A 16,083-nucleotide genomic window follows, 5' to 3' on the forward strand; every position below is an offset into this window, starting at 1 on the left:
GAGAATCTGTTTGTGAAAAACTACTTGGAAGTATTCCTATTAAGAATAAAAGTATAAAAAAATATTTTTTCATGGATTTATTAGTTTATGTTCCAAATCCTACTGGTTCAAGCGAGGACGCTTGAACCAGTAGGAACGCTTGAACCAGTAGAAACAAGAAGTCGAATACACTTAAACTCGGTTTAAACATATTCGACTTCAAAAAATATCTAATATCGCATCACGATGATAGATAATAAATCACGTTAATTTGGTAATTAAACAATAGTATTATTTTTCACTTATTTCAAATTGAAAGGCAAGTACCAGTTGCTTTTATCCATCAATTTTGTTCTGACAGCCTCCGCATTTGGATTATTTGCTTTTTTAAGTTTATCGTAAATTTTGTCTGCCAAAAATGCAGGGTCATTTCTTCTTGAAGCAACTCTTACTAAATCTGCCCAACGTTGCCCTTCATACGCCAATTCTAAAGCTGATTCTTGTATTAATGAGTTTTCAATTGAAATGGTACTGTCACCAACCACTGGGACTGACTGTAAAGATGCTCTTCCTCTGATTCCCGTATTTCTATACCATGAAGCTCTGAAAGATGGATTATCTCCATTTCTTGCATCAAAATCATACGGAGGCACGTCAAAGGTGTTCATTAAATTGGTTTTGTCAGAAGATGTTCCATTGTAGGTACTTCCAATTCCCTGATTCATTAATGCGAATGCTAACTTCCGACGACCATCACGATTGGCGGCTTCGGCATATCTTAAATGCAAAGTTGCCGCACGATAAAGCCACCACTGTCCTTTCCCGAAATTGGCATTTCCAAGACTTAAAGATGTTGATGGGTCAATATAATTATAAAGATATTTCATCACGGTAGGTTTACCGTTGATGGTTTTATAACTCATTCTTCCACGAGCATCAAAAAGGAAATTATTATTTTGTTTTTGGCTATTCCACATTGAAATACTCTGCTCTGAAGGTTGTACTCTATTGGTAAATAAGTCAATAAATGGATTTTGAGGATTGAAAGTGGCATCAAAAGGCAATGACCAAATCCATTCGTAGTTATAACCTGCATCGGTATTTTTGCGAGCAAATATCGACCTCCATCCTAAATCATTATTATCAATCAGAGCGTTTATATCATTTCTACCTGACGTGTATATTACGCCTATATCACGAGCATTAATAGTGTTAGTTAAAGGATTTGTTTCTGCATATTTAATTTTATATAAACCAAAGAAAATCTCTCCTGTGTTAATATCATAACCCAATCTTGTAGCCGTTTCCATTACCAATTTATACGTAGTCGCTGCTTTTAAATATTGGTTATCCCAAAGGTATAAATCGCCCAAAAGTACGTGTTTATTGATAAACATTTTATTCAACAAATAACCATCAACTGAGTTTGCCACTAATGTATTCGTAGAAGGATAAGGGTCCATATAAACAGGAGAAATTGTCTCCATCGTTTTGATGAGTTCCTTTACTAAATTGGGCAATGTAAGTTTCGGAGCGGAATTTAAAACACTTAAATCTGCCGTATTTTCAATGGTTGAAGTAACATAAGGTACTTCTCCAAAATGAATCCCTACTTGCAAATACACCCATGTACGTAATGACGTTACATCTGCTACACGTTGGTTGTATTCTTCCAATTTCATTTTGTTTTGGTCGAGCATAATCTTGAAATTTTTCAAGATGTCGTTACAATTCAAAATTACTTCATAATATGGGCGTGGGTCTGCATAGACGTTCCCTGCTTGCACATTATGATTATTGATTTGAACCATTTGTTCATCAGCACCGCTACTTACATCCAATAAATCGGCTCTTAGCTCATTGAGAATGACGTGTTGTTTTGCCAAATTCATGAACTTCCCGTATAGACCTATAATGGCAGCATCGGCATCGAAAAGATTACGATATACTTGCTCTTTGGTCAGGGTTTCTTCGGGTTGTAAGTCAAATACTTCTTTGCATGACGAAGTTGCCATTAGCATACTTGAAAGTATTCCAACGTTTAAAAATATTTTCTTTATCGAGAATTTCATAAGTATAATGACGAATAATTGAATGATATATTTAACCTCACCCTAAATCCCTCCACGATAGGGAGGGACTTAAAAGAAATGAGATATATTACTTGCTCCCCTCCTTGTCGGGGTGGGGTTGGCTTTTACAAACCAATTTTAAGACCTAACTGAAACGATTTTTGGATTGGTTCAAGCGTATTATCAACGCCTTGTCCGAAAATATTATTGGTTGCACTAAACTCTGGGTCGTAGCCTAAATATTTGGTAAACGTAACCGCATTGTTCACTGTACCATAGAATGTCAGGTATTTTACCATGCTTCTGTCCAAAGGCATATTGTATGAAAGCGTAACTGCTCTTACTCTAAAATACGAACCGTCTTCTATCCAACGACTTGAAAAACGGCTATTGCCCATTGGGTCATCCATTGAGGCTCTCGGAATAGACGTTACTTGTCCGTCTCCTCTCCAACGATTCAAGACTGCTTGTGTCTGATTATTTGGATTTGACATTGATTCTAACGCACTTCGAGTATAATTGAAAATGCTATTGCCCGAAACAAACGTACAAAGTGCGTCTAAAGTCCAGTTTTTGAATGAAACACGATTGACTACCGAACCGAATAAATCTGGTGTAGGATTGCCAATGGCTTGTTTATCTTTTTCATCAATAATTTTATCGCCATTTACATCTACAAATTTCATATCACCACCTTTAAATGGCATCAATGAACCGTCTGGACGCTTGGTTTGTAAACCTGCTGCACTTGCCTCAGCATCAGAAGTATAAACGCCTTGAGCAGATAAACCATAGAAAAGATTGGGAGCTTGTCCGACTTTAGAAATATAGGAAGCTGAACCATAAGTAGTAACCGTATTATCGTCAGGTAATTTGGTAAGGGTTGACTGTGTTTTGCCTAAAGTCATGCCAAAATCCCATTTCAAATTCTGATAATTGATTGCTTTAATATTCAAGGAAACATCTAAACCTTTGGTTTCCATTGCACCATTGTTAGTCAATAAATACGAAATACCAGAAGTAGTTGGCAATTTCTCCATCGTTAACATATCATTGGTTTTGTTGTTGAAAAAGTCAACCGAAAGGTTAATTTTTTCATTGAATAATGACGCATCAATGCCAAAATTGGTTTTGGTGATAGTTTCCCATTTCAAGCCAGCATTTCCAATATTTCCACGAACTAATCCTTGCATTCCTAATAAATTCTGAACTACATAATATTGGCGAGAAGCATAATTTCCGATGTCGTCATTGCCAACACTTCCCCAAGAAGCACGAAGTTTTAATAAATCAAAAGGAGAATTTGCCATGAATTTTTCTGAAGAAATAATCCAAGCTCCTGAAATAGACGGCATTAAAGCAGTTGGAGACCCTCCGATTTTAAAACCTTCTGAAACAGCCTCTTTTCCAAATCTCGACGACGCATCCATTGCCATGTTAAATGCCAAGAAGTATTTGTCTGAAATATTATAATCTAAACTAACATAAGTATTTAACCAGTTTGAAGTGCCAATTCCTCCGCTGATTTGGTTCAATAATCGTTGTCCATTTCCTACGGTTACTAATTCATCGGTTGCAGAATTGAACCCTAAAATTTGGTCTTGTTCTGCACGGCTATTTAAAAATCTTGCCCCAACTCTGGCAGATATTGAATGAATATCTTTAAAAGTTTGGTTGTAAGAAAAATACGTATCGTTGAATAAATTAAATAAGCGTTTGGTTTGTGAACCTAATTTGTTTTCTGCCAAATAAAGTCCCAAAGTATCACTCACAATACCACGTTTTGGCACGAAACGGTTTTCTTTAATTTTATCGAAAATCAAACCAATTGTATTTCCCCAATGAAGCGTTTTGCTTATTTCATAATCAAAATTGATTGTACCCGCAAAACGATATGAACGGTTTGATGCCGACATTACTTGTGCTGCCACCGTTGGGTTTCCGACATTGAAAATATCTTCGTCTGATAAATCTGGAGAGGCTATTCCAAGACTTGAAATATCGTGGTCACTTAAAAATGGTGCTTTCGTCAATGACAATAAAATAGGGTTTGTTTTTGAGGCAAAACCTAAATCTTTTACCGTTGCTTCATTGAATGAGAAACTCAAATTGGTGATGGCTTTTAAACGGCGACTTAAATTCAAATCAGCATTGAAACGAGTGCTGTATTTGCTCAAATCTGTCCCAGCCAAAGCTGTTTGATTTTTGGCATAATTCAGTGAAAGGGCATATTTTGCGATGTTATCACCACCTGTTACTTTCAAATACACATTTGACATTTGCTGATTGGCAAACATTTTATCTTGCCAATTGGTATTGTTGTGATATTGATAATAACTCGCCGACGCTTTATCGTCATTCATAAATGGCAATGATTGAATCAAATCTGTCGTTGCTCCACCCGATTTGTACAAATCTGACAAATAAGTACGATAATCTTTTACGTTTAACATAGGCAAAGCTTTTGGAGCAGCATTCATGCCACCGTAAACTGCCAAGTCAATTTTTGTTCCTAATTCTTTAGCTCTTGCCGTAGTGATTAAAATAACACCATTAGCGGCTTTTGTACCATAAATAGCGGCTGCCGAAGCGTCTTTCAATACGGTAATATTACTAATATCACGGATGTCAAGATTTGCTAAAGGATTGTCGATATAATTACTAATCAATGAATTACCGTATTGATTATTGTCGTACATCATGTTATCCACAATTATTAATGGCTGATTGGTAGCCTGTATTGAGGATAATCCACGAAGCATCAAATTTGCTCCAGAATTGGCAATTCCTGAGTGGCGAGTTACATTTAAACCCGCAATTTTTCCTTGTAAATAGCTATCTGGGCTATCAGTTGCTCTTGACCAAGTGTCTGTTAATTGAGCTGAAACTGCTGCCGAAGTAAGACGGTTACCCGAAACTGCATTAATTGGAAGAGCAATTTCTTGGTTGAACGAAGGATGCCCTTCTTCGTTCAAGCTTACTTTAATTTCTGTTCTGCCTGCAATAAAAACTTCTTTCGACTGATAACCAGCCATTTCTATCACTACCGAAACTGAATAATTGGGTACTAATAATTTAAAATTCCCATTATCGTCGGTGATAGTTGTGGTTACTTGTTTATAATATACTCTCGCTCCCATCAATGGTTTTTGGGTAACGGCATCAGTTATACTTCCTGATAACTGATTGGTATATTTTGCTTTCTGAGTTAGCACTACTACGTCATTTTGGGCAAAAATGCCTTTTGCCATGAGTAGGAAACTAATCATTAAGTATGTTATTTTCTGAGATGCTCGCATAAAATTAATTTTATTGAATATATCTTTTATAAAACAGGTACTAACCTTACGTAATCCAATACGATAGGCGTTGTTCCACTGCCTTGCAGGAATATGTCTAAAGTACCGTATTTGTTAGTTGTGTATTCTCCAAGAAGGACTTCAGAGAAATTATTGAGCGTAACTGTTACATTGGCAAAGGTTGTGTTAGTTACATTTCCCATTGCCAAACGTTGGGTAAGCGTTACGGGTGGTGTTACGCCACTACTGGTATAATTTGTTCGAGATTGGTCATTTACTGCAACCCAATACACTTTATATTTTGCTGCTGGCACTTGTGGGATTCGGTATCTTACCCAAAAGTTGGTAACCGCATGACCTGCTATTAAAAGATGCTTCGTTGTTAGGTTTGTGTTGGGGTTTTTCTTCTCTAAAATAGCGTAAGTAGCAGATGCGATACTCTGCATTAATACAGGGTTTGTCTCAGCTTCAACAACAATTGACTGGATTTTATCTTGTAATTTGAAATCTACTTTATTGAATATATACGCAATACCATTACTCAATTTAATCGTTTTTACGATGGCGGTTTTGCTAAGCGGAATTTCAACACCAAACTTAGATTTGAGAACATCTGGCAATTTATCAGGTGTATAATAACCTTCTACCGCTAAGTCTTTTACAACATTCCAAGCTGAAGCCGTGTAAGTACTATCTGTTGTGGATGTTTTGAAATATGGGCTAACTTTGGCAATTTCGGTGGTCAAAGCTGGGTCATTCAAGATAAAATAAGTGTATTGTTTGGCTTCATCGTTCAAATCATAAACGGCATCGGTAAATTGATTTTTGAGTTCAAAACCACTTCCCGGTCTATAAATTGGACGCCCTGTTGTGCCACTAATACTATCTACAATAGCTTTTTCAGGATTAAACGAATAATAAGCCAAATTAGCAATTAGTTTATTCTGAGCAAATTCCTCTTTTGCACTATTGATATACGACCAAAGGCTTGGCAGTACAGGCGAGTATTTATCTAAAATGTGTAATACGCCATTTCCTACAAAGACGTTTGCCGTTACAATAGCAGATTCTCCAAATACGCCTTTGTTGAGTTTTGCATATTTTCCATTCAACAATTTGATATTGGTTTCTGTGCTGGTAGAGGGCATTGAATATGCCTGCAAAGCAATATGATTGCCTACGAATGCTCTGATAGAAGCACTATCTTTCAAACTTGTAATATCAAAACCTTCCAAAGCTTTGTTGGAAGGAGCAAAAACGGTATAATTCTGAGACGCACTGATTAGTTTGTCATAGCCACTTTTTACCAATAGTTCTTGGAATTTGCTCAAATCAGGTTGGGTACTTATTTGTTCCAATAGGTTTCTTCCTAAAGACGCATCGGTTAGGCTTATACGGTCATCCCATCTTTCGCAAGAAAGCGAAATACAGCTAATGACAAGTATGAGTAAATATGTATATTTTTTAATCATTTTTTCTTACGTTATAAATGAATTTGAAATAGAAGATTGGGACGTTTCACCACTGATTCGTCCCAATTTTATTACGGTACCATCAAGCCTGATTGTGTAAATTTTGGACTAAGTTGGTTCATATCCACAGGGATAAATTGAATCAAATCAACGTTATTGGTATTTTGTCCTCCCGAAATAGACTGCATACGAAGCGTATGGCGGTCAGTCGTTTTGATGTCAACCGTGCCTAAAAGTCTTCCACAAGCAAAAAGGGAGGTTACATTGTTCATATACATTTTCCAACCCAATGACTCCAACTCTCCTGCTGTTCCTGTTGGGGCTTGGTCGGTAAAAGTGACAGGTCTTGGTAGAGGGTCACCATTAACACTTACTTGTACTACATTGACAGAACCACCCGTTGTACCTAAAGTACCTGATTGTTTTTGAGCTCTATAACACAACCATACTTTGTATTTTCCTTTTACGATTAGAGGCGTTTTCATTTCAATCCAGTTGCTACGGGCAGCATTGCCAAGCCCTAATGGAATTTGCAAACAATCATTGAAATAGGTCGTAGCTGTTACTCCTCCTGTTCCATACACATAAGAAATTGTATTCATCTGCCATGACCAATCTTTGATTGACTCCATCGCAAAAGCATAACCTTGTTTACGGAAATAAGCAGGCAGTTTACGAATTTCTGGGAAATCAGAAACTTTCCAGTGAATTGGCGTTGGCTTACGGAATTTTACAACAAAATGAGCATTAGCAGCATGGAGAACGCCATTCGTTGAAGCATTATCACTTAAATTTCGGTCTAATTCAATGCCTTGTTCATGGATTCCGTTAAAATCTACATCATTTAATAAAACTGTTTGACCATCTAATTTTGACGTTACTACTTCCAATGGAATTTTGGTAAGATGTGATGCCGACGAAATAATATCTGCTAAATATTTTATTCCGGGTAAAATATGATACGCAACGTAAAGATTTAAACTGTCTGTTTTTAGGCGAGGATTGCCTGTATTTGAATATCGTTTTTTCAAGACATCATAAGAAGTAATTCCTGCGTTACCCAATACGGCATTAGATTCTGTAATAACGGTTGACCAACGTTTGCTCAAATCTGGGTCAACTACTTTCAATGAATCATAATATCCTGTTTCTTTCAGTGCTTGTGTGAAAATAGAATAGTTGGGATTCGATTCTATCATAGCAGAAAGCGATAATTTGGCTGGTTTCAGGGTTTTGTCGATGATATGTAAAATACCATTTCCTACGGTAATGTTAGACTCAATAACCGATGCTTGGCGATTGAGACTAAAACTTGAAACGCCATTATTAAACGAAACGCCACCAATCAAATACTGACCATACATGGTAATCAATGGTAATTTTCCATCTTTAAATGATTTGGTCGTGAGGGTATCACGGATGATATGAATTTTGGCAATGTCCTTTGCTTCTTCAACTGTCAATTGGTCGGCAGAGGTTTTATTCATTTCTTTCAAAAACGCTTGTACACCTGCATTGGTAGGTACAAACATTGTATAAGCCCCATAAGCATCCAAAAAACTGGCATAACCTGCTCGGTCGAGAACAGTCGCAAAATCAGAGTATTTGTCTGGATATTTCCTCAAATAGCTATACATATTCACATCGGTAGTGGTTGTTTCTACGATTTGAATCTCTGTACAACCCAACAAGTACAAACTTCCGAAGATACTTGCCATTAGGATGAATAGTGATTTTGATATTTTTTTCATTACTTTATTAAAATTGAAAATGCTGTAAGAGTCTAAAAAAGACTTCATGATTCATGACTTTTTAGCTCAACCCCTATTTATAAAATGGATTCTGTATCAAGTTTTTATCTGTCTGTAATTCGTATTGATAAATGGGCAGATAATGGCTATTAAAATCTTTGTATTTAGCAATGGCAGATTGTTGTCTATCTGGTGGAGCTGCTCTTGCAACCATTTCAAGCATAATGTCCATTCTCTTGTATTTATTTCTTTTTGAATGGCGTAGCACATCGTACCAACGTTTTCCTTCAAAAGCAAACTCTCTGGCACGTTCACTCAAAATGAAATCTGCCACCGCTTCAGAATCAGAAGGGTCAGGGTTTTCATTGGTTAATTCCAAGGCATTTGCTCTATTTCTAATCGTTTTTACCACTCCCAAAGCCTCCGCTCCTCGGTTTAGTAATGCCAAGGCTTCTGCTTTCATTAATAAAATATCGGCATAACGATAAACCATCCAGTGTGCGGTATAATCTTCAATGGCTCTAACTTGCGTAGCATTGATTCCTGAGTATTTCCAAATCATACCATCTGTTGCTCTTACTGAAGCTTCTGGACCTCTCAAATCTTTCTTGGTATCGTCGGTAAAATCTTGTGTATAAACATAATCCATCACATAAGCATTGGCACTGAAACGACGTGGATTGGCGAATAATGGATAAAATTCGTTTAATCTCTGGCGGTCAAATTGTAATTCAAAAATGCTCTCGTTAGAATTTCCCTGTACAAAAACAGCATTGAAAAAACGGCTACCTTCAATAAGACCGAACTTCCCGCTTTTGGTAATTTTGTCACAAGCCGTTAAAACTTCCGCATATTTTTCCATCCATAAATACACATCTGCTTGCAAAGCATTAACCGTGTAGCGAGTGATACGACCTTTGTCCGAAGCGGTATTTCCATAAGTTAATGGAGCATTTGGTTCGGCTTCGTTCAAATCTTTTACAATTTGGTCTAATACTTCCGCTTGGGTATTTTTAGGAATTTGCTGGATTTCTTCGTCTGTACTCGTTGCTTTTAATTTTAAAGGAACGTCTCCGAAAGTACGAGCCAAATAAAAATACATCAATGCTCTAATTGTCTTGGCTTCTGCCACATAACTATTCAATGATTCTTGCGTAAAGGTTTTGTCATTTTCTAAAACCGCTGGAGCAAAATCAATAACGGTATTGCAATAATTGATGATTTGATAAACGGTTCGCCAATTGGTGATACCATTACTTGCCAACACGTTTACGTTCATAATGTCAAGGTCTTCGGCACGAGTTGCGAATGTTGTTGTAAGCATATCGGCACGAAGCTCACCCCACAAAAACAAACTAATGATTAAACTATTGCCACCTAACGAACTGACTGCTGTAATACTGTTTGAACTTGGAGCAAGCATTGAGGCATAAATACCTGACATCCCTGCTTGAACTTGTTCTTTTGTTTTCCAAAATTTATCTTTCGTGATACCATCTTGTGGCTGTAAATCCAGCCAATTATCACACGACGTGGGTATGATAAGGAGTAGTAAACACACTGAAATATGAAGTAGCTTTTTTAACATTTTTTTAAATATTTTGCTTTAAAATATATGCTTTAAAATATCTTTTGAGGAACTTCCCGAAAGGTTAAAACTTTCGGGAAGTTGAACGGTACTCTTATTTTTACAATTTCCCTAAGCAGCACCTAACAACTACTTAATTCCCTTAAAACGAAGAAGTTAAACCTATGGTAATCGTTTTTGAAGGCGGAGTCATTGAGTAATCAATGGCTACTCTGAATGGGTCACCTCCACGCATTGAAACCTCTGGATCTTGTCCTTGATAATTAGTCCATGTAAATAAATTTTCTGCCGTCAGATACCCACTTAGGTTCTTGATTTTCAACAAATCATTTACTTTTTTCGAGAATGTATAACGAACCGTCAAGGTACGGAAACGTACAAACGACGCATCTTCAACGTATCTGCTTGAACCTAACCAGTTATATCCCGTTCCGAATAATGCTCTTGGCACATTGGTAACATCTCCTTCTTTTCTCCATCTCGAAAGCACCTCTGTACTTTGGTTATCATAACCGTACATAGCCGTCGTAGCCATTCTTGTACCGTTTACTACGTCATAGTCAGAACGGAAGTTAAAAAATGCCGTTAGTTTTAATCGTTGTTTGTAAGTAATTGTTCCACCAAAACCACCTGTTAAAGCAGGGTTACTATTACCCAAATAAACAATATCCATGTAGTTGATATTTCCATCATGATTGATGTCTTCATACATAGCATCTCCAGGTTGAAAAACATAGTCTGTTGCAGGATAATTAAATCTCATATAAACACCTTGTCCGTCTGGCGTAATGATTGGTTCTCCATTTTTCCCTTTGGCAATTGTTGAATTTTTATCTTTGTAAACACCTGCGTACTTAAAGCCGTAGAATGAACCAAATGGGTTATTTTCTTGCATATAAGTTTTGTACTCGCCATTGGCAGTGATGTTTCCTCTGGTACGTGGGTATAAATCAGAAATTTCACGGATTACGTTGATATTTCTTGACACGTTCATGTTTAAATCCAATTGCCAGTTTTTGGCTTTATACGGAGTAAATCCTAAGTTGATTTCCCAACCCAAGTTATCCATCGTTCCAACGTTCATGTTTACACTATTGAACCCTGTAAATGATGAAATCTGAAGACCGTTAAAGAATAGATTTTCGGTACGGTTGGCGTATAATTCGGCATCAATTGTAATTTTTTTCTTAAACATCGAAAGGTTCAAACCTAAGTTTTTCCCTGTGATAGTCTCCCAACGTAAGTTTTTCAATTCCATAGAAGCAGGAACAACTCCAGCTTGTCCTAAATATGACCAACCCAAAGTGGCATAGGTACTAAAGAAGGTATAATCATATTTTGGAGCATTTCCACTTTGTCCGTAACTGGCTCTTAAACCTAAATTATCTACAAAGTTTTCAAAAGGTCTCATGAAAGGCTCATCAGAAATATTCCATTTTGCCGATACCGAAGGAAATAATCCATAACGATAAGCAGGACCAAATTTTGAACTACCATCACCTCTGATACCTATATCAATGATATATTTTTCTTTAAAACCATAGTGTACGTTCCAAAGCAAACCAATTGAACGAGTTTGATTGATTGATGACGAAAGTGTTGAAGATGTCTGGCGTGCTACGCTGGTAATATCTTGCAATAAATCTGAGGCAGTATTGGGTACAGAAGCTTGTTGAGAAATACTTTTTATATCAGAAGTATTCAAAACCCAAAGACTTGTTAATTCATGTTTCGTATTTTTGATTTTTGGGGTATAAATCAAAGCCGTTTTGGTTGTGATACCAAAAACATCTACGTCTCCATCATAAGCCAAGTTTACATTTGAACTCGTCCAAGTTTGTCCTGTGGCAATTTGTGGTAAGAAAGACTGACTCTTGGTATTATTAATGTCAAATTGAACGTCAAAAGAAGCCATCAAAACGGCTGGTTTCAAATCATACTGTAATTGAAAGTGCGGGATAATTCTTTCAGAAATAATATTATTCTTGGCACTCAAAGCCATCGCCACAGGGTTATAAGTAGCCGTATAACCACCTTGAATATTTCTGAATGGAGAGAAATAGTTTGGAGAAATCACACCATATTCATTGTACTCATAAACACTCATATTGGGCATTTTTTTGTACGCAATATTTCTAATTTGGTCTGATGTATTATTTGAATTTACATAATTACGGTCATTATCAGAGTGCGTAAACGAAAGGTCAGTTTTGAAACGAATACGGTTTGAAACGTTATAATCAAGGTTTATACGAGTATTCAGACGGTCTAAACCTGTTCCAATGGTAGTTCCTTTTTGATTGAAATATCCAAATGAAGCAAAATATTTTGCTTTTTCACCACCACCTGTAATCGAAATATTATGGTCTTGGGCATTTCCTAATTGTGTAATTTCCTTTATCCAATCGGTATTATTGCTGTAATTATTGTACCAATATGGGTCATTGGGGTCGTACTGAAATTCTTTAACAGTTTGCGTATTAAGAGGCACCCCATTTCTATTCATGTATTCTTCTGGAATAAGCATAGAATATTGGTCACCCGTAAGCATTGGAATTGCCGAGGGTTGTTTAGAAATCGAACCTTTAAAAGTATAAGTAATTAATGGTTTACCAATACTACCACGCTTTGTATTGATAACAACTACCCCATTGGCAGCTCTTGACCCCCACATCGCAGTTGCCGCAGCATCTTTCAAAATGGTGATGTTTTTAATATCGGTCGGAGCAAGATTTAATAAGGCAGCATAACCCAATTCATCAGCAGTACCGAAGTTAAAGTCTGAAGGAATAGCAGTTTCATAAGGCATACCGTCCACTACTACCATTGGGTCAACGGCAGAGTTAATTGAAGATGTACCTCTAATTCTGATTTGCATCCCTGCTCCGGGGTCACCAGAACTTGCAGTAATATCCACCCCTGCCAAACGTCCTTGAAGCATTTGGTCAATAGATGACCCTTGCATTTCTTCAATTTGCTTAATGTCAATTTTAGAAACTGCCATGGTATTGCTACGGTCTGAGTGCGAAACCAATCCGTTGTCGTTTCGTTGTGCCGAAACCACAACTTCCTCAATTTCACTATCAGTAGATTCTAACAAAACGGAGATATTTTTTTGTCCGTTTACTGCTATTTTTTGCGATTTGTAGCCAATACTTGAAAATGAAAGAAGGTGTACCGTAGAATTCATCCGAATAACAAAATTACCTTCAATATCGGAAGTAACCCCTTTGATGGTACGATTGTCTTTGTCGAGTTCTGCAACGGTTGCCCCAATAACGGGCGAATTGTCTTTGGAGTCTATGACTTTTCCTCGAACAATGTTTGTGGGGGCAGGAGTTTGTGCTACAACATGAAAAGTTTGCATCAAAATTACCCCGATAATCAACAAAAATTTAGTAAATATTTTCATTCGCTTAAAGTTTCAATTAACGATTCAATATAAAATGTTGATAAGTAAATATCTGAATTGGTAAATAACATTAGACCTTTCGATAAGGCTCTCAGGAGCTTAAAACCTTTTGAACCTTATCTAATATCTTCTTATCATGGTTGCAAATAGTTATCTACTAAGTGAATGACTGCACGGTTAGAAAGGTTGTTACTTTTGGCAACATTTACCACCGACTTACGGCTGTTTCTATCCGTTACTTGCATTGCTCCTACTGAATTGATAACTGTCACTCTAATACCATCACCTGTATTGTCTTTCAATAGAGTTTCCATAGAACCTGATTCTTTTCCATCAGGAATTAAAGATTTTTTATTCAAAACATGATATGAAATGAAGTTCAAAACTTTTAGTTTATCATCGTTTGTCGTAGGATTAAAATTCGGAGTTTTCACAGCTCCAGTACCAGTTCCGGGCAATACCCCTGCATTAACTGCTGCTTGAATCGCTGCGTTATCAGGTACGAAAACCGTGTAGAATGACCCAGAAGCCGTCCCTGTGATTTCGCCTGTTGTGGCATTGTAAGCATTGGCTGAGTTTTTAAGGAATTGCCAAAAGAAGTTAAATGGCGAAGTTGTGGCAGTTCCTAAGGTTTCAATGTGTTTCCCGATGTTTAATGCGGTAAAATTTAATAATCCATCAGTATAATAAACCTTCCCATTTGAAGCCGATTTTGACCCTAAAATTGTTAGGGTTTTACTAATATCTGCTAAGCCCGCTGAATAAACTTTATTTTGAGAATATTTGATATATTCACCATTAGAAGCATCTATAATTCCATCTTTATTTAAGTTGTCTAACTCATTATTTGGCGTAGGAATTACACTGGTTGCTACTATTCTTAATAAGTTGTTTCTGTTAATATCGCCAACGGTACGAGTAGTCGTTCCCGGAGCAGTATATCCCCATTCATTTTTTGCTCCGTCATAATCATAACCTGCGGTTTTGAAGGCATCGTCACTCATCATGAAAACGGTATAATTGAATTTAGGATTAAGAATGGTTGGTCTTAAATCCAAATTCAATAAACGGGTCATGATTGAATATTTTGGGTCGAGATAGGCTTTTGCATAAACAGTACTGAAAACATTGGTTTCTTGTACTTTATTTGTTCCGTAGAAAAACCCATTACTCAATATTTTTTTCTCCACAACATTGGCAACTGGGTCAAAGCGTGCTTCTTCTCCAAATCCATTAAATGAAGATTTGAATTTACTTGGCCACACACCCGAAGACCACAAATGGGCATTTAATAAATCGGCAATAATACTTGAAGGCACAACATCCAAAGACGCATAGTTTTCAAGAATTACATTTTTGAGGTAAGGTTGTAGCGTTTCATTAGTTGGCACAAAAATACTCCAAGCCTCCTGCTGACCGTCGTTATCGGCAAACTTGGTAAAGTTTTCGTTATTTGGCCAAAATGTAAGTGCTTGTTTTGAGTATGATTTAATATACACTTGGTCGCTTTTTCCTGTCAAAATCTGATATTTTTTGGTTGCCTCTGCATTAGGAATAAAATTGACTGCATATTTTTCCAAAATCTTCTTAAACTCGCTGTATTCGGGTTTATTACGTAGGTATTCTTCGATAGACGGTTGTGCCGTGAAGACATTATCAACTTCATGAATCATTCCATTTTCAGCAACAATATCTTTAGTTACCACTTTTGAGTCCATTACGTTAAATCCTGTATATGGTACACTCGGGTAGAAATAATTGTAGTCTGCCGCCGTTAGTCCTTTGTCAGCAAAATAATTGTCTGTGAAATATGACAGGTATTTATTGTTGTTATCAGCCGTTGAATAGAAGGTCGAGTTTCTGTTTGACGCAACAGCTTTTACAGATGCTCCATCAAATGTTTGGTCTGTATAAAAACCTGTGTAATAAGCCGTTCTTCTTCTGAATGCCTTAGACGGAACCCAGCCAATAGTAGATTGATAATCGTCTAATCTATCTTTATCAAAAGCATTATAAACCAACAAATATTGGATTAGCTCACGAGCTTTTGTAGAGTCGATTGTACCGACAGTCAGGTTGTTTTTTTGCAAATACTTTGTAAATGCTTCGTCATTTGGAGCAAACATTGTCCAGTAACCTGCACTACTTAATGTACGTTGGTAACCACTTTTATCAATTACCTGCAAGAGCGTGTTAAAATTCTTCTTAGCCTGTAATTGTTGATAAATGGGCGGTTCTAATCCTTCAGGACGTGCGTATATGTCCAATTCCTCCCGTGTGCAACTCACCAACGAACTGAAAGCCACAAAAAGGATAAAAAATGTACGCATTGGGTATTGGTGTCTCATACGTTATTGATTGTAATTTTTATAAATTTTCTTCGTTAAGTACAATTTTATTTTGATTATTTTTTTACAACTCCTAATCAGATTACTGTTTAAGAATTTCACATATAGAGTATGACATAACGTATCAGAATATATTTTGGAATAATTTTGTTTAGATTAGAC

Annotated in this window: 7 protein-coding genes; all 7 read right to left on the reverse strand. The window is 36.7% G+C overall.

Annotated features, from left to right (window positions below; all coding sequences use genetic code 11):
• Positions 1–281: 281 nt before the first annotated feature.
• Positions 282–2,051: a RagB/SusD family nutrient uptake outer membrane protein gene (locus tag LV89_RS20545; protein WP_109744807.1), complete on the reverse strand. Its 1,770-nt coding sequence runs from the start codon at positions 2,049–2,051 to the stop codon at positions 282–284.
• A gap of 125 nt (positions 2,052–2,176) precedes the next feature.
• Positions 2,177–5,302 (reverse strand): SusC/RagA family TonB-linked outer membrane protein, encoded by a 3,126-nt coding sequence (locus LV89_RS20550; protein WP_211321245.1) that lies wholly within the window; start codon positions 5,300–5,302, stop codon positions 2,177–2,179.
• A 74-nt stretch (positions 5,303–5,376) separates the two neighbouring features.
• Positions 5,377–6,822: a fasciclin domain-containing protein gene (locus LV89_RS20555; RefSeq protein WP_109744809.1), complete on the reverse strand. Its 1,446-nt coding sequence runs from the start codon at positions 6,820–6,822 to the stop codon at positions 5,377–5,379.
• Positions 6,823–6,893: 71 nt separating this feature from the next.
• Positions 6,894–8,573: a fasciclin domain-containing protein gene (locus LV89_RS20560; protein WP_158279647.1), complete on the reverse strand. Its 1,680-nt coding sequence runs from the start codon at positions 8,571–8,573 to the stop codon at positions 6,894–6,896.
• Between the two features lie 73 nt (positions 8,574–8,646).
• Complete coding sequence (locus tag LV89_RS20565) at positions 8,647–10,161, reverse strand: RagB/SusD family nutrient uptake outer membrane protein (protein WP_109744811.1); 1,515 nt, start codon at positions 10,159–10,161, stop codon at positions 8,647–8,649.
• 142 nt (positions 10,162–10,303) lie between these two features.
• Positions 10,304–13,573 carry a SusC/RagA family TonB-linked outer membrane protein gene (locus LV89_RS20570; protein ID WP_109744812.1) on the reverse strand — a complete coding sequence of 1,090 codons (3,270 nt, stop codon included), beginning with the start codon at positions 13,571–13,573 and terminating at the stop codon, positions 10,304–10,306.
• 134 nt (positions 13,574–13,707) lie between these two features.
• Entirely contained in the window at positions 13,708–15,921 is a 2,214-nt protein-coding gene (locus LV89_RS20575) for a fasciclin domain-containing protein (protein WP_109744813.1), read from the reverse strand.
• Between the last annotated feature and the right edge of the window lie 162 nt (positions 15,922–16,083).

Source organism: Arcicella aurantiaca (assembly GCF_003148625.1).
Classification (GTDB): domain Bacteria; phylum Bacteroidota; class Bacteroidia; order Cytophagales; family Spirosomataceae; genus Arcicella; species Arcicella aurantiaca.

Coding starts and splice junctions, on each gene's coding strand:
- LV89_RS20550 (WP_211321245.1), bottom strand. CDS start 5,302: ATGGCAAAAGGCATTTTTGCCCAAAATGACGTAGTAGTGCTAACTCAG.
- LV89_RS20565 (WP_109744811.1), bottom strand. CDS start 10,161: ATGTTAAAAAAGCTACTTCATATTTCAGTGTGTTTACTACTCCTTATC.
- LV89_RS20560 (WP_158279647.1), bottom strand. CDS start 8,573: ATGAAAAAAATATCAAAATCACTATTCATCCTAATGGCAAGTATCTTC.
- LV89_RS20570 (WP_109744812.1), bottom strand. CDS start 13,573: ATGAAAATATTTACTAAATTTTTGTTGATTATCGGGGTAATTTTGATG.
- LV89_RS20555 (WP_109744809.1), bottom strand. CDS start 6,822: ATGATTAAAAAATATACATATTTACTCATACTTGTCATTAGCTGTATT.
- LV89_RS20575 (WP_109744813.1), bottom strand. CDS start 15,921: ATGAGACACCAATACCCAATGCGTACATTTTTTATCCTTTTTGTGGCT.
- LV89_RS20545 (WP_109744807.1), bottom strand. CDS start 2,051: ATGAAATTCTCGATAAAGAAAATATTTTTAAACGTTGGAATACTTTCA.